Consider the following 14,370-nt stretch of genomic DNA (forward strand, 5'->3'; position numbering starts at 1 on the left):
CGGCCCGCCGGCTTGGATTTTACGTAGCGCGCCGCTTCAACTATGCTAGGTGGTCGAACCCGCTGGTCCGTACACCCCCCAAGTCCGGACCAGCGGGTTCTTTCATGCCCGCCTGATTGTTCGGGTGAAAACGGGCAGCGGTGAGAGGATGGATTGATGACTGCAACCCTAGTTGCGAAGGACCTTTCGGGCGGTCATAATCACCGCACCCTCTTCTCCGGGCTGTCCCTCACAGTGGCTCCCGGGGACGTTATTGGCGTGGTCGGCGCCAATGGCGCAGGCAAGTCCACACTGCTGCGGCTCCTTGCCGGCGTGGACCAGGCGCAGGATGGCACAGTGAGCCTCGCACCGGCCGACGCCTTTGTGGGCTGGCTGCCGCAGGAACATGAACGGCTCGCAGGCGAAACCGTCGCCGCCTACATCGCCCGCCGCACCGGCTGCGCCAAAGCCACCGCCGAAATGGAATCCACGGCCGAGGCCCTCGGCTCGGGAGCGCCCGGAGCGGACGATGCCTACTCGATGGCCTTTGACCGGTGGATGGCCTCCGGCGCCGCGGACTTGGACGAACGGATAGCCCCCGTCCTGGCGGACCTGGGCCTGGACGTCGGCCCCGGCGCCGAAATGACCGGGCTGTCCGGTGGCCAGGCTGCGCGCGTGGCGCTCGCCGCCCTGCTGCTGAGCCGCTTCGACGTCGTGCTCCTGGACGAGCCCACCAACGATCTTGACCTGGACGGCCTGGCCAAGCTGGAAGCCTTCGTGCAGGGGCTTCGCGGCGGCGCGGTGCTGGTCTCCCACGACCGCGAGTTCCTGGCACGCTGCGTGACCTCCATCGTGGAGCTGGACCTCGCCCAGAACTCGGTGGCCGTGTACGACGGCGGCTATGAGGCCTTCCTGGAGGAACGCGCCGTGGCCCGTCGGCACGCCCGGGAACGGTTCGAGGAATTTGCCACGACCAAGGCGGACCTGGTGTCCCGGGCGAGGACCCAGCGTGAGTGGAGCTCCCAGGGCGTCCGGAACGCGATGAAGAAAAACCCGGACAACGACAAGATCCGCCGGGCTGCCAGCTCCGAATCGTCGGAGAAGCAGGCGCAGAAGGTCCGGCAGATGGAATCGCGCATCGCCCGCCTGGACGTGGTGGAAGAACCGCGCAAGGAGTGGCAGCTGCAGTTCAGCATCGGCCAGGCGCCCCGCTCCAGCTCTGTGGTGGCCACGCTGCGCGACGCCGTCGCCCGGCAGGGCAGCTTCACCCTGGGGCCGGTCAACCTGCAGCTCAACGCCGGTGAGCGGATAGGCATCACCGGGCCCAACGGCGCGGGAAAGTCGACGCTGCTCCGGCTGCTGCTGGGAACCCAGGAACCGGACTCCGGCGACGCTTCCCGCGGGGTGTCCGTGGCTGTCGGCGAGATCGACCAGGCCCGCGGGCTGCTGGCCGGTCACTTGAAACTGGCGGACGCCGTCGAAGCCGTCCTGACCGACTACACACCCGCCGAAGTCCGCACACTGCTGGCCAAATTCGGCCTCAAGGCGGACCACACCCCGCGCACCGTGGACTCGCTGTCGCCGGGGGAGCGGACCCGCGCCGCCCTGGCCCTGCTGCAGGCCCGCGGCGTGAACCTGCTGGTCCTGGACGAGCCCACCAACCACCTGGACCTCCCGGCGATCGAGCAGCTTGAAGAAGCACTGGAAAGCTACGACGGCGCCCTGCTGCTCGTCACCCACGACCGGCGGCTGCTGGAAAACGTCCGTCTTGACGCACGCTGGAACGTCGAGAACGGCGTCGTCACCGAGCTGCACGCCGATGCCACGAAAGGCAGCACCACATGAGCATGGACCGGGTCGCCTGGAGTTCCCTCTACAACATCACCCGCGCCTCGAGCGGGTCCAAACCGTTCTCGAAGGCGACGCTGAAAAGGGTCTTCAGCTTTGCCCGCCCCCACCGCGGCAAGCTGATCGCCTTCGTGCTGCTGTCCATCGTGATGGCCGTCCTGGCGGTGGCCACCCCGGTCCTCGCCGGGCAGGTGGTCGACGAGATCATCGCCCACGCGGATGCCGGAACCGTGATCGGGCTCGCCGTCCTGATCGCCATCGTGGCCGTGGCGGAGGCCGGGCTAGGCCTGCTGACACGCTGGTTGTCGTCCACGATCGGTGAAGGCGTGATCCTGGATCTGCGGACCAAAGTCTTCGACCACGTCCAGAAGATGCCGATTGCCTTCTTCACCAGGACCCGCACGGGAGCCCTCGTGAGCCGGCTGAACAACGATGTCATCGGAGCGCAGTCAGCCTTCGCAGGCACGCTCTCCGGCGTGGTCAGCAATGCCGTGGCCCTCGCGCTGACCCTGGCGGTCATGCTCAACAAGTCGTGGCTCGTGACAGTGCTCGCCATGGTCCTGCTGCCGATCTTCCTGATCCCTGCCCGACGGATGGGCTCCAGGCTGGCCGACCTGCGGCGCGAGGCGGCAGAACACAACGCCACCATGGGCACCCAGATGACCGAGCGCTTCTCCGCGCCCGGCGCCACCCTGGTCAAGCTCTTCGGCCGCCCCGATGAGGAGTCCCACGAGTTCGCACTCCGTGCCGGCCGGGTCCGGGACATCGGCGTCCGCACCGCCATGCTGCAGTTCACCTTCGTCACGGCGCTGACCCTCGTCTCGGCCCTGGCCCTCGCCCTGGTCTACGGCCTGGGCGGCTGGCTCGCGCTCGCAGGGCAGTTGGCCGCGGGCGACGTCGTTGTGCTCGCACTGCTGCTCACCCGCCTCTACGCGCCGCTCACGGCGCTCTCGAACGCCCGCGTAGAAATCATGAGCGCCCTGGTTAGCTTCGAGCGCGTTTTCGAAATCCTGGACCTCAAACCGCTCATCCAGCAGAAGCCCGACGCCGTCGCCTCCCCGCGCGGTCCGCTCTCGGTGGAGTTCGACAATGTCCGCTTCGCCTACCCCTCGGCGGACAAGGTCTCGCTGGCCTCCTTGGAGGACGTGCGGACCCTGGACACCCGCGGCGGCGAAGACGTGCTGCACGGCATCAGCTTCCGGGTGGAACCTGGGCAGACGGTGGCCCTCGTCGGCTCATCCGGAGCCGGGAAATCCACCATCGCGCAACTCCTTTCGCGCCTGTACGACGTCGACTCGGGCGCCGTCCGCTTCGGCGGTACGACGCCCGGCACCGGCGTGGACGTCCGCGACCTCACCTTCGATTCGATGCGCCAGACCCTCGGCATGGTGACGCAGGACGGCCATCTGTTCCATGAGAGCATCGCCTCCAACCTGCGCCTGGCCCGCCCGGAGGCCACCGACGAGCAGATGTGGGATGTGCTGCGCCGCGCCCGGCTGGAGGAAATGATCAGGTCCCTGCCCGATGGCCTGGACACTGTGGTGGGGGAGCGCGGCTACCGGCTCTCCGGCGGGGAACGCCAGCGGCTCACCATCGCCCGGCTGCTGATCGCCCAGCCCCGGGTGGTCATCCTCGATGAAGCCACCGCCGCGCTGGACTCCACGAACGAAGCTGCCGTGCAGGCGGCGCTGGGTGCGGCGCTCGAGGGGCGCACCGCCGTCGTCATTGCCCACCGGCTCTCCACGATCCGCGCTGCTGACGCCATCCTGGTGGTGGAGGACGGACAGATTGTGGAACGCGGAACCCACACCGAGCTGCTGGCCGCGGACGGCCGCTACGCAGAGCTGTACCGGACCCAGTTCGCCGAGGCCACGGCCGTGGTGGAGGAAGCGGTCCCGGAGTACTGACCTTTTCAGGCCTCGGGGCCGGATTCCGCCAGCGCCGGCAGTATGTGGTCTGTGAGCAGCGGTGCGAGGTCACGGGGCCATTCCGCCGCGAGGTCCAGCCACCGGATCTCGGCGATCTCAGCGGAGGGGTGGGCCACCCAGGTGCCCGGCGCGGTGAAGACGGTGGCTTCGATTTCCGTGGCTGCCTCGTTGGCGGCATCGGCCAGCCACACGCCCATGAGGGTCAGTTCCCGCGGATCGACAATGATCCCGACTTCCTCCTGCAGCTCCCGGGCGGCGGCCTGCACCGCGGTCTCGCCGGGCTCGGGCTTGCCGCCTGGATGCATGAACTTGTCCGTGCCGCGCTTGCGGACGGTCAGGAGCCGGCCCGCGGCGTCATAGACACATACTGCGGAAACGATGATGCGCGGATTCACGGCTTCGAGCCTAGCCCGTCCACTGCCGCCACCGTTCCGGGCAGCCGCCGCAGCACTGACTCCAGCAGGAGGTCCTTGCGGGGGCCAGTGACATCCCAGACGTAACTGAACTCGTCCTCGCCGTGGACCAGGTAGGTGACGCGGTAGGTGTCCGGATCGCACCAGTGCCGGTCCTGGCTAGCCTCCGGGGAGAAGCTCATCCGGTGGAACGGCCGGCCGTCGGGAAACAGCATGTCCATGGCATCCGGGGTGTCCGCGGGCCTGAGCAGGTAATCGCGGGTGGCCGGGCCGGAGAAGGTGTCGGCGTCGGCAGCAGGCCAGACCACGGTCCCTTCCTCGTGGAAGCGGAGCCCGCCGTCGCCGTCCGGGGAAAAGATCACGACGCCGGTAAAGGTTCCGCGGGTGCCCGCGGCCCGGTCCAGCATGGTCCGCTCCACGGACCACCGGCCTGCGGCCGGAAGGTCGGAGGATGAAGGGTCCGCCGGCGTTGTGCCCAGCAGATAGTCGCGGAGCCCGGACGGGTGCTGCAGATTCAAGTGCCCTCGATTGGAATCGAACCAACGACACCGGCTTTAGGAGAGCCGTGCTCTATCCACTGAGCTACGAGGGCGGGTGCCCGCCGCAGCCGGGTTTTGGACCGGCCCGTTCGGGCACGCTTACAAGCATACAAGGTGAGCGCGCGTACTACGCTCTTGGCATGGCCGCCGCAGCTGAAGTCCCCACCGCCCGCGCAACGTTCCTGCCGGACACCGCCTCCACACGGCAGTACATCGGGGCGTGGGCGGTGCTCAGCGTCGTCCAGTATTTCATGGCGGAGGCCGCCGTCATCGGGGCCTGGGCCGGGCCCGACCCCTACAGCCGGCGGACCGGCCTCATCAGCGACCTGGGTGCCGTCACCTGTGGGCTCTACGGCGGCCGCAGCATCTGTTCGCCGCTGCACTTGCTGATGAACGTCTCCTTCGTGGTTCAGGGGCTGGGGATGCTGCTGGGCGCGCTGCTGCTGAGCTCGGCGCTGCTGCGGGTGGCCGCCCGGGCCGGCGTGCGGGTCACGGCCAGCCATTCCGGGGAAGTGCCGTGGTACTCAGCCGTGGCGGCGCGGATCCTGACCGGGACCGCAGGCGCCGGCACGGTCGTCGTGGGGCTGGTCCCTGAAGACTTGGACTCCGGCTGGCATTACGCGGGCGCCGTCATGTACTTCATCGCCGGTTCCCTGGCGCTGCTGCTGCTGGGCGCCCTGTGGCTCCGGCAAACGCCGCTGGGCTGGTTTATCCTGGCCGCCGGCGGAGTGTCCGCGGCCGCACTCCTCACGGCCGCCGTCACCGGCCTGGACGTTCCCGAGCCCGGAACCCTGGAACGGCTGATGGGCTACCCCATCACGATTGGCCTCGCGGCCGCCGGCCTGGTCATCGCCCAGCGTGTCCGGCAGGAACGGCAGGTGCGCAGGGCCTTCGCCCGGGCCCGGGCCGCCCGGAGCGCCTAGGCTTCCTGCTGCGGGGCGGCTAGACGGCCGGAGGCCCGGCGTCTTTTTTCGAGGACCGGCGCCCCAGGAACACGGCGGCGCCGCCGGCGAGAAGGCTGGCCACGAACAGTACCCAGCCGGCCACGGTGAGGCCCGACGCCAAGGCGACCTGGCCGGCGTCGAGATTAACCGCCGCGACCATGGAATCAATGGTGACGTTGCCCCACAGCCGTACCACCACAAACAGCAACGGCAGCGCCCAGAGCGCCCAGCGCAGCGCCTTTTTGGCCACGTTGGTGCCGATCAGAAGCAGCCAGGTGAAGGCGAAGATCAGCGGAAACAGGGTGCCCGCCGTCTTGTGGACGTAGTTGAGCTGGCCCCGGGCGTCGGCGTCCAGGGCACGGCGCAGCTGCTCGGCGTAGCCGGTGTCGAAGCCGCCGCTCAGGGAATCGGGCATGGCCAGCCCGCCGGACAGCTGGGTGAGCTGGTTCAGCGTGAGCAGGTGAACGTACCAGAACAGGAACAGGCTGGCCACGACGCCGGCGATCACAATCAGGTTGGCGTTGTTCTGGGCCTTCGCCGGAGAGCGGTCCGTGCCGGGATTGATCACCGGCGGCAGGTGGTGCTGGGGTACTGCGGCCTTCGCGCCGTGCTTCTTGATCCGCTGTGCAGGTGTCTTGGCCATGCGTCCATTATCGCCCGCCGTCCTCCGCCTCTGCTGTGCAGGCATGCCCGGCGCCGATAGGGTGGGAACCGTGACGGAACTGGGCAGACACAAACTGGGCAAACACAGCGCTACCAACCTGAGCCCCGAGCTCGACGACTATGAGCTGGCGGCCGAGCTGGTCCGCGAGGCCGGGCAGCTGGCGCTGCTGATGCGGCAGGGCGGCCTCGACGCCCAGCGCAAGACCTCCATCTCCGACGTCGTCACAGCGGCGGACCACGCGGCCGAAGCCTATGTGCTGGAGCAGCTTCAGCGCTGCCGCCCGGACGACGGCGTCCTGGGCGAGGAAGGCGCCGCGGTGCGCGGCAGCAGCGGGCGGACCTGGGTCATCGACCCGGTGGACGGCACCTACAACTTCCTGCAGGGCTCCACCTACTGGTGCTCAGCCATCGCGCTCAAGGACGAATCGGATGTGCTGCTCGGAGCCATTTTCCAGCCCGAGGAGGACAAACTCTGGATCGGCGGCAGGCAGCGCGCCACCACCCTCAACGGCGATCCCGTCACCACCTTCAAGGAGGACGGAACCAACCGCAACGCCGCCGACCTCTCCCACCTCGGCGCCGCCACCTACATCCACCCGCGCTGGCTCTCCGACCCGATGTGCGCCATGCCGTGGCACGCCGCCGCAACGTCGGCCGCGACGCTGCGGATGCTCGGGTCCGGCTCGTGCGACCTCGGGCGCGTCGCTGACGGGCAGCTTGGCTGCTGGTTCCAGCACAGCTGCCCCGAATGGGACTGGCTGCCCGGAAAGGCGATCGTGACGGCCGCCGGCGGCGTCGCCGGCAGCGTTCACGTCAACGGCCTGGAATGGTTCATGGCGGGAGGAACGACGGCGGTGCACCAGTTGCGCGCCGCGCTTGAGTCAGGCTCTGTCGACTAGATTTCCGGCCGGCTGGATTTCCGCCGCCGGGGTTATCCACAGGGCGGAATCCAGTGTCAGTCCCACCGCCTAGACTTGTAGTCACCATGGATATGTTGTTTGACCCCTACGCTGACGGTCCGTTCAAGGCTGGTTCCCACGCCGGTGCCATCACCAAGTCGCGCCCCGAAACGGGGCTGATGACGCCCGCGTTCGGCGGCGGTCCGGGCGAATCCGCCGGCCGCCCCGCAGCTGGCCCGGGGGCAGGTGGCCAAGGCGGCATGCAGGGTGGCCCGGCAGAGGATCACGCCCGGCACCATCTCCCGGACGCCGGGGCGCTGCTGGCGGGCCTGAATCCGCAGCAGGAGGAAGCGGTCAAGCACTCCGGCAGCGCACTGCTGATCGTGGCCGGAGCCGGCTCGGGAAAAACCCGCGTCCTCAGTAACCGGATCGCGTACCTGATTGCCACCAAGCGTGCCCACCACGGCGAGATCCTGGCCATCACGTTCACCAACAAGGCCGCCGCGGAAATGCGTGAACGCATCGAGGCCCTCGTGGGCAACAGGGCCAAGGCCATGTGGATCTCCACGTTCCACTCGTCCTGTGTCCGGATCCTGCGGCGCGAGGCCGCCAACGTCGGCCTGAACTCCAACTTCTCCATCTACGACTCCGCCGACTCCCTGCGGCTGATCACGCTGGTGGCCAAGAACCTGGACCTGGACCCCAAAAAGTTCGCGCCCAAGGCTATCCAGCACAAGATCTCCGCGCTCAAGAACGAACTGATCGACGCCGACTCCTTCGCGTCCGCCGCGAACCACAGTGACGCGTTCGAGAGCGCCGTGGCAGACGTCTTCAAGGGCTACACCCAGCGGCTGCGCCAGGCCAACGCCATGGACTTCGACGACCTCATCGCTGAGACCGTCTACATGTTCCGGGCCTTCCCGGCGCTGGCGGATTCCTACCGGCGGCGGTTCCGGCACGTCCTGGTGGACGAATACCAGGACACCAACCACGCGCAGTACGCCCTGGTCCGGGAAATCGTCGGCGAGGGCGCGGGAGCGGCCGAACTGACCGTCGTCGGCGACTCGGACCAGTCCATCTACGCGTTCCGCGGCGCAGACATCCGGAACATTGTGGAGTTCGAGAAGGACTACCCCAACGCGCGCACCATCAAGCTGGAACAGAACTACCGCTCCACCCAGAACATCCTGAGCGCGGCCAACTCCGTCATCTCCCGCAACCCCAACCGCCCAGAGAAGCGGCTCTGGACCGCGGAGGGCGAAGGCCACAAGATCATCGGCTACGTGGGCGAGAACGAGCACGACGAAGCCCAGTTCATCGCCAAGGAGATCGACCGGCTGCAGGACGAGGACAACCTCCGCCCCGGTGACGTCGCCATCTTCTACCGCACCAACGCCCAGTCCCGTTCCATCGAGGACGTCCTGGTGCGCGTGGGCCTGCCGTACAAAGTGGTGGGCGGCACCAGGTTCTACGAGCGCAAGGAAATCAAGGACGCGCTGGCCTACCTCCGGGTCCTGGTCAACCCGGACGACGACGTCAACCTCCGCCGCGTCCTCAACGAGCCCAAGCGCGGGATCGGGGACCGGGCCGAGGGGGCCGTCGCGGCCCTCGCCGAGCGGGACCGCACGTCCTTCATCGCCGCCGCCCGCCGCGCCGACCAGGCGCCGGGCATGGCCACCCGCTCGGTCAACGCGGTGCTTGGCTTCGTGAAGCTCCTGGACGACCTCGCCGAGGTCGCCGCAGGCTCTGGCGCCGCGGCCGCACTCGAGGCCGTGCTGGAACAGACCGGCTACCTCGCCACGCTGCGCTCCAGCAACGATCCGCAGGACGAGTCCCGGGTGGAGAACCTCGCCGAGCTTGTCGCCGTCGTCCGTGAATACGAGCGGGACAATCCCGAAGGATCCCTGGGCGCCTTCCTGGAGCAGGTGTCGCTGGTGGCCGACGCCGACCAGATCCCGGACGCCCCGGGGGCGGACATCGACGGCGCCGTGGCGGAAGCCAAGCGGCTGGGCGTGGTCACGCTCATGACGCTACACACGGCCAAGGGTCTCGAATTCCCCGTGGTGTTCCTGACCGGCATGGAGCACGGGCTCTTCCCGCACCAGCGTTCCGCCACTGACCCGAAGGAACTGGCGGAGGAACGCCGGCTCGCCTACGTGGGGCTGACGCGTGCCCGGAAGCGCCTCTACGTCACGCGTTCCGAGGTCCGCAGCATGTGGGGTCAAAGCCAGTACAACCCGGCCAGCCAGTTCCTGGAGGAAATCCCTTCCGAGCTCGTCGAATGGAAGCGCGAGGGGACCAGCCGGCAGTCCGGCGGGTGGGGGAGCGGCGCCGACATCGGGTCGAGCCGGTACGGCGGATCCTTCTGGGGCGCCGGAACGGCCCGCGGCACCCGTGCCGACTCCTCGGCCGGCTTCAACGCCGACGTCCCGGCCGCCGTCGCGAAAAACCGCGTGCAGCCGCAGAAGGAAGTCATCGCGGTCAGCGTGGGGGACAAGGTCAACCACACGAGCTTTGGCAACGGCACTGTGCTCGCCGTCGAAGGCGCCGGGGACAAGACCGTGGCGAAGGTGAAGTTCGACGTCGGCGAGAAGCGGCTGCTTCTGCGGTACGCGCCGCTGACCAAGATCGACGCCTGAGCGTGCCGGTGCGGCGCCTGGATCGCGTTGCTGCAGGCCTCGCGCTGCTGTTCTCGGCGGCCCTGTTTTCAACTACCCTGGCCGGCTGTTCCGTAACCGTCGCGGATCCGGAGTACACCCCGCCGCCACCGCTGCCGGCCCTCGAACAGCTGAAAGAGGCTCCGCTCACTGACCCCGCGGGGTTTGCGGCAGGGGAGGACGTGCTGGCGTTCGTCACTGCGGACCGGAACGTGGTGTGCGCGCTGACCTCAGCCCGCGGGCCGCACCTGGACCTGCCGTACGAAACCAACAACTTCAGCGATTCCGACAACCAAAAACTGGCAACCGTGCCCGTGGCGCACTGCGAGCTCGCGGTGTATCCCGCGCCGGCAGCACCGGACGTCGGTGACGACTGCTCGGGGACCGGACTGGGCTATCTGGGCGGCGCGGCACTCCTGACGCCCAGCCGGGCCCGGTACGGTGAATGCCGGTCCGGCGTCACGCAGATGGAGGCCGAGTACGGGCCCAAGGGCACGGCCAACGGGCCCGTCTCCAAGCTTCCCGTCCTGCCCGACGGCGGCAACCTCGAACGGAACGGTTTGCGGTGCTCCGCCTACCGCTCGGGGGTGGCCTGCGGAAGCGTCTCTGGCGGCGTCGGTTTCTTTATCAGCCGGGATCATTACGAACTCATCTCCGCGAAGGGCAAAAACGTCCAGACGGCGCCCGCCAACGCCCCAAAAACCGCGTAATCACGGGGTTTTTCTACGGTCCATAGAATAGTGTCCTTACTCACAGAACAGGTAGTCTGGAACGGGCCGGTCCCTCCAAAGGACTAGAGTTCCCAAAGGAGCATTGCGCCGCGTGGCTCGTTTCCGGACCTGCCGCAGGGCGCGTGAATTCCGCAGCCCGGTCCGCACCTTGGGTGCAGTCCGGCTGTACAGAAACTACTTCGACGTAGAAGGACACTAAACCGTGGACCTGTTTGAATATCAGGCGCGCGATATGTTCGAAGCGCACGGTGTACCCGTGCTCGCCGGCATCGTGGCGCACACTCCTGAAGAAGCAAAGGCAGCTGCCGAGAAGATCGGCGGCGTAACTGTCGTCAAGGCACAGGTTAAGGTCGGTGGCCGCGGCAAGGCCGGCGGCGTCAAGGTTGCCAAGTCCGCCGACGAGGCACTTGAGCACTCCACTAACATCCTGGGCATGGACATCAAGGGCCACACCGTCAACAAGGTGATGATCGCCCAGGGTGCGGACATCGCCGAGGAATACTACTTCTCCGTCCTTCTGGACCGGGCCAACCGCAACTACCTGGCCATGTGCTCGGTGGAAGGCGGCATGGAGATCGAGCAGCTCGCCGTTGAGCGGCCCGAGGCCCTGGCAAAGGTAGCCATTGACCCCGCCGTGGGCATCGACCAGGCCAAGGCCGACGAGATCGTCGCTGCTGCCGGCTTCGCTGAAGAACTGCGCGGCAAAGTCGCCGGCGTCATTCTGAAGCTCTGGGACGTCTTCAAGAAGGAAGACGCCACCCTCGTGGAGGTCAACCCGCTGGTCAAGACCGGCGCGGGCGAGATCGTCGCCCTCGACGGCAAGGTCACGCTCGACGAGAACGCCGAATTCCGCCACCCCAAGCACGCCCAGCTTGAGGACAAGGAATCCGCCGACCCGCTCGAGGCCAAGGCCAAGGCGCAGGACCTGAACTACGTCAAGTTGGACGGCGAAGTCGGCATCATCGGTAACGGTGCAGGCCTCGTCATGTCCACCCTGGACGTCGTCGCTTACGCTGGCGAGAACCACGGCAACGTCAAGCCCGCCAACTTCCTGGACATCGGCGGCGGAGCCTCCGCCGAGGTCATGGCCGCAGGCCTCGACGTCATCCTGGGCGACGAGCAGGTCAAGTCCGTATTCGTCAACGTCTTCGGCGGCATCACCGCCTGTGACGCTGTCGCCAAGGGCATCGTGGGCGCCCTGGCCGAGCTGGGCCACTCCGCCAACAAGCCGCTGGTCGTCCGCCTCGACGGCAACAACGTCGAAGAAGGCCGCCGCATCCTCGAAGAGGCCAACCACCCGCTGGTTACCCTCGCCGCCACCATGGACGAGGGCGCCGACAAGGCCGCCGAGCTCGCCAACGCCCGCTGATCGAGCCTGTCGAGATCTAGGAAAGAAAACATGTCTATTTATCTGAACAAGGACTCCAAGGTCATCGTCCAGGGCATCACGGGCGGCGAAGGCACCAAGCACACCGCCCTCATGCTCAAGGCCGGCACCAACATCGTGGGCGGCGTCAACGCCCGCAAGGCCGGCACCACCGTCCTGCACGGCGAAAACGAGATCAACGTTTTCGGCACCGTCAAGGAAGCCATCGCAGAGACCGGCGCCGACGTCTCCATCGTCTTCGTTCCGCCGGCATTCACCAAGAACGCCGTTGTTGAAGCCATCGAGGCCGGCATCGGCCTCGTCGTCGTCATCACCGAAGGCGTCCCGGTTCAGGACTCCGCCGAGTTCTGGGCACTGGCACAGTCCAAGGTCGACGCCGACGGCAACCAGGTCACCCGCATCATCGGACCGAACTGCCCCGGCATCATCACCCCGGGCGAGGCCCTCGTGGGCATCACCCCGGCGAACATCACCGGCAAGGGCCCCATCGGCCTGGTCTCCAAGTCCGGCACGCTGACTTACCAGATGATGTACGAACTGCGCGACCTCGGTTTCTCCACGGCCATCGGCATCGGCGGTGACCCCGTCATCGGCACCACCCACATCGACGCCCTGGCCGCGTTCGAGGCTGACCCGGAGACCAAGGCCATCGTGATGATCGGCGAAATCGGCGGCGACGCCGAAGAGCGTGCCGCCGACTTTATCAAGGCCAACGTCACCAAGCCGGTCGTCGGCTACGTGGCCGGCTTCACCGCGCCGGAAGGCAAGACCATGGGCCACGCGGGCGCCATCGTTTCCGGTTCCGCCGGTACCGCCCAGGCCAAGAAGGAAGCCCTCGAGGCTGCAGGCGTGAAGGTCGGCAAGACGCCGTCCGAGACCGCCAAGCTGCTGCGCGAAGTCTTCGCAACGCTCTAAGCTTCATCCCAGGTAACGCGGGGTCACTCCCAGCCCAATCCACCCCCCCGGATTGGGCGCAGAGTGACCCCGCGTTTCTTTGTTTAAGGGCAGGCGGACTGACCCTTGCCTCTGCCCCGCAGTGAGGTCTATGTTGGCGGTCTCTAAGCACTGCAGCAGTGACAAGGACCGATCATGAGCAATGCACTTAAACTCACCATCCCCGACGGCGTCCCGTTCATCGACTTTGAGCGGGAGTTCGATTTTCCGGTCGCGGACGTGTTCCGCGCGCACAAGGAGCCTGAGCTGATCACGCAGTGGCTGGGGCCGCGCGGCACCAACGTCGATATCGACCACTACGACTTCCGTTCCGGAGGCACCTACCTGTACAACCACACCGGCCCGGACGGGGTGACGTACGCCTTCAGCGGCATCTTCCATACCGTCCGTGAAAACGACTTCGCCATCCAGACCTTCGAATTCAGCGGTTACCCGGACATCGTCAGCATCGAATTCATGAGCTTCGAGGACCTGGGCGGCGGCAGGTGCCGGCTGCGGGCCCATTCCGTCTATCCCAGCATGGAAGCCCGCGACGGGATGGCCCAATCAGGCATGGAAAGCGGCGTGTCCGACGGCTACGAGCGGCTCGAGGAGCTGCTCGCCAAGTAGGGCCCGCACCACAAGATAATCGTCCGACGGCGGCCGGTGACCTTTACCTCGAAGGCCACCGGCCGCCGTCCGCGGTTTAAAGACCCAAGTAGGTAGCAGCAGATGGCGTTCCCAGCGCTGAGAAGGCCATCTGCTGCTACCTACTTGGGGGCGCGGGGCAGCATCTTGCACGATGTCAACAGTTTGATAGTATGTCAGGACAAACTATCAAAGGAGAGCCATGCCGCTCGTACGAATCGACGTCAACTCGGGGCGCAGCCAGGATGAACTCAGCCGCCTCAGCCGGGGTATCCATGATGCCATCCTGGCCGAGTATGGCATCCCGGAACGCGACTACTTCCACATCGTCACGGAGCATGCCCCAGGCCAGATCGTTGCGCAGGACGCAGGCCTCGGCTTCGAACGCACACGGGACGTCGTTATGATCCAGATCTTCACTCAGGGCGGGCGTAGCCAAGAGGCAAAGCAGAGCCTGTTTGCCGCAGTGGCAGACAAGCTGGGGGCCTTAGGGGTCGCTGGCGAGGACGTTTTCATCGGCTACGTCGAGAACGCGGCGGGGGACTGGTCCTTCGGGTTTGGCCGCGCGCAGTACGTCACCGGAGAGCTTGCCGTACCTAAGAAATAGAGACGGAAATACTGGCCCCGGCCAGTCCCCGTCAGCAGCTCCGCGCTGCTGCTTTTTGATGCAGTTCTGCTTGTTGTAAGTATGTCAGTACAAACCTTTGACAGGACATAAATTCTAGGGCACAGTAGTTCTTGTGGTCCCGCTCACGGGGCCGCGGAACGCCGGAGCCTTGGCCGTTCGGCTGCTTAGAGGTT

At 66.9% G+C, this 14,370-nt stretch carries 13 protein-coding genes and 1 tRNA gene; 10 read left to right on the forward strand and 4 right to left on the reverse strand.

What is annotated here, in order from left to right; translation table 11 throughout:
- The first annotated feature begins 156 nt into the window (after window positions 1–156).
- Together J7I85_RS04500 and J7I85_RS04505 are read left to right on the forward strand one after the other, a co-directional pair.
- Window positions 157–1,824, forward strand: a complete 1,668-nt coding sequence (locus J7I85_RS04500; protein WP_214847188.1) for an ABC-F family ATP-binding cassette domain-containing protein — start codon at window positions 157–159, stop codon at window positions 1,822–1,824.
- Window positions 1,821–3,734: an ABC transporter ATP-binding protein gene (locus J7I85_RS04505; protein ID WP_214847196.1), complete on the forward strand. Its 1,914-nt coding sequence runs from the start codon at window positions 1,821–1,823 to the stop codon at window positions 3,732–3,734. Before J7I85_RS04500 ends, J7I85_RS04505 begins: the two co-directional genes overlap by 4 nt.
- A 5-nt stretch (window positions 3,735–3,739) precedes the next feature.
- Here J7I85_RS04505 and J7I85_RS04510 read toward each other — a convergent pair whose 3' ends face one another.
- The 3 genes from J7I85_RS04510 to J7I85_RS04520 all read right to left on the reverse strand — a co-directional run bounded on the left by J7I85_RS04510 (window position 3,740) and on the right by J7I85_RS04520 (window position 4,760).
- Window positions 3,740–4,150, reverse strand: a complete 411-nt coding sequence (locus tag J7I85_RS04510) for an NUDIX domain-containing protein (RefSeq protein WP_214847198.1) — start codon at window positions 4,148–4,150, stop codon at window positions 3,740–3,742.
- Window positions 4,147–4,686 carry a DUF6314 family protein gene (locus J7I85_RS04515; protein WP_251023930.1) on the reverse strand — a complete coding sequence of 180 codons (540 nt, stop codon included), beginning with the start codon at window positions 4,684–4,686 and terminating at the stop codon, window positions 4,147–4,149. The genes J7I85_RS04510 and J7I85_RS04515 overlap by 4 nt, the downstream gene beginning before the upstream one ends.
- Before the next feature lies 1 nt (window position 4,687).
- Window positions 4,688–4,760: transfer RNA gene (locus J7I85_RS04520), tRNA-Arg, on the reverse strand.
- An 87-nt stretch (window positions 4,761–4,847) separates the two neighbouring features.
- Here J7I85_RS04520 and J7I85_RS04525 point away from each other — a divergent pair.
- Window positions 4,848–5,630 (forward strand): DUF998 domain-containing protein, encoded by a 783-nt coding sequence (locus tag J7I85_RS04525; protein ID WP_214847200.1) that lies wholly within the window; start codon window positions 4,848–4,850, stop codon window positions 5,628–5,630.
- 19 nt (window positions 5,631–5,649) lie between these two features.
- On the opposite strand, the gene J7I85_RS04530 is transcribed toward J7I85_RS04525, so the two are convergent.
- Window positions 5,650–6,294, reverse strand: coding sequence for a hypothetical protein (locus J7I85_RS04530; protein ID WP_214847202.1), 645 nt, complete (start codon window positions 6,292–6,294; stop codon window positions 5,650–5,652).
- 43 nt (window positions 6,295–6,337) lie between these two features.
- On the opposite strand from J7I85_RS04530, the gene J7I85_RS04535 reads away from it, so the two are divergent.
- The 7 genes from J7I85_RS04535 (at window position 6,338) to J7I85_RS04565 (ending at window position 14,176) form a co-directional block, all read left to right on the forward strand.
- Entirely contained in the window at window positions 6,338–7,213 is an 876-nt protein-coding gene (locus J7I85_RS04535; protein WP_214847204.1) for an inositol monophosphatase family protein, read from the forward strand.
- A 92-nt stretch (window positions 7,214–7,305) separates the two neighbouring features.
- Window positions 7,306–9,852 carry a DNA helicase PcrA gene (gene pcrA, locus J7I85_RS04540; RefSeq protein ID WP_374102436.1) on the forward strand — a complete coding sequence of 849 codons (2,547 nt, stop codon included), beginning with the start codon at window positions 7,306–7,308 and terminating at the stop codon, window positions 9,850–9,852.
- A gap of 2 nt (window positions 9,853–9,854) precedes the next feature.
- Window positions 9,855–10,580 carry a hypothetical protein gene (locus tag J7I85_RS04545; protein ID WP_374102433.1) on the forward strand — a complete coding sequence of 242 codons (726 nt, stop codon included), beginning with the start codon at window positions 9,855–9,857 and terminating at the stop codon, window positions 10,578–10,580.
- Between the two features lie 223 nt (window positions 10,581–10,803).
- On the forward strand, window positions 10,804–11,970 hold the full coding sequence (sucC, locus tag J7I85_RS04550; RefSeq protein WP_102973202.1) for an ADP-forming succinate--CoA ligase subunit beta: 1,167 nt from the start codon (window positions 10,804–10,806) through the stop codon (window positions 11,968–11,970).
- A 30-nt stretch (window positions 11,971–12,000) separates the two neighbouring features.
- On the forward strand, window positions 12,001–12,903 hold the full coding sequence (gene sucD, locus J7I85_RS04555) for a succinate--CoA ligase subunit alpha (protein WP_190607620.1): 903 nt from the start codon (window positions 12,001–12,003) through the stop codon (window positions 12,901–12,903).
- Window positions 12,904–13,077: 174 nt separating this feature from the next.
- A complete protein-coding gene (locus tag J7I85_RS04560; protein ID WP_214847209.1) occupies window positions 13,078–13,551 on the forward strand; it encodes an SRPBCC family protein in 474 nt (157 codons plus the stop codon).
- Window positions 13,552–13,771: 220 nt separating this feature from the next.
- A complete protein-coding gene (locus tag J7I85_RS04565; RefSeq protein WP_214847211.1) occupies window positions 13,772–14,176 on the forward strand; it encodes a tautomerase family protein in 405 nt (134 codons plus the stop codon).
- Window positions 14,177–14,370: the final 194 nt, after the last annotated feature.

It is taken from the genome of Arthrobacter sp. ISL-65, assembly GCF_018613795.1.
Taxonomy (GTDB): Bacteria; Actinomycetota; Actinomycetes; order Actinomycetales; family Micrococcaceae; genus Arthrobacter.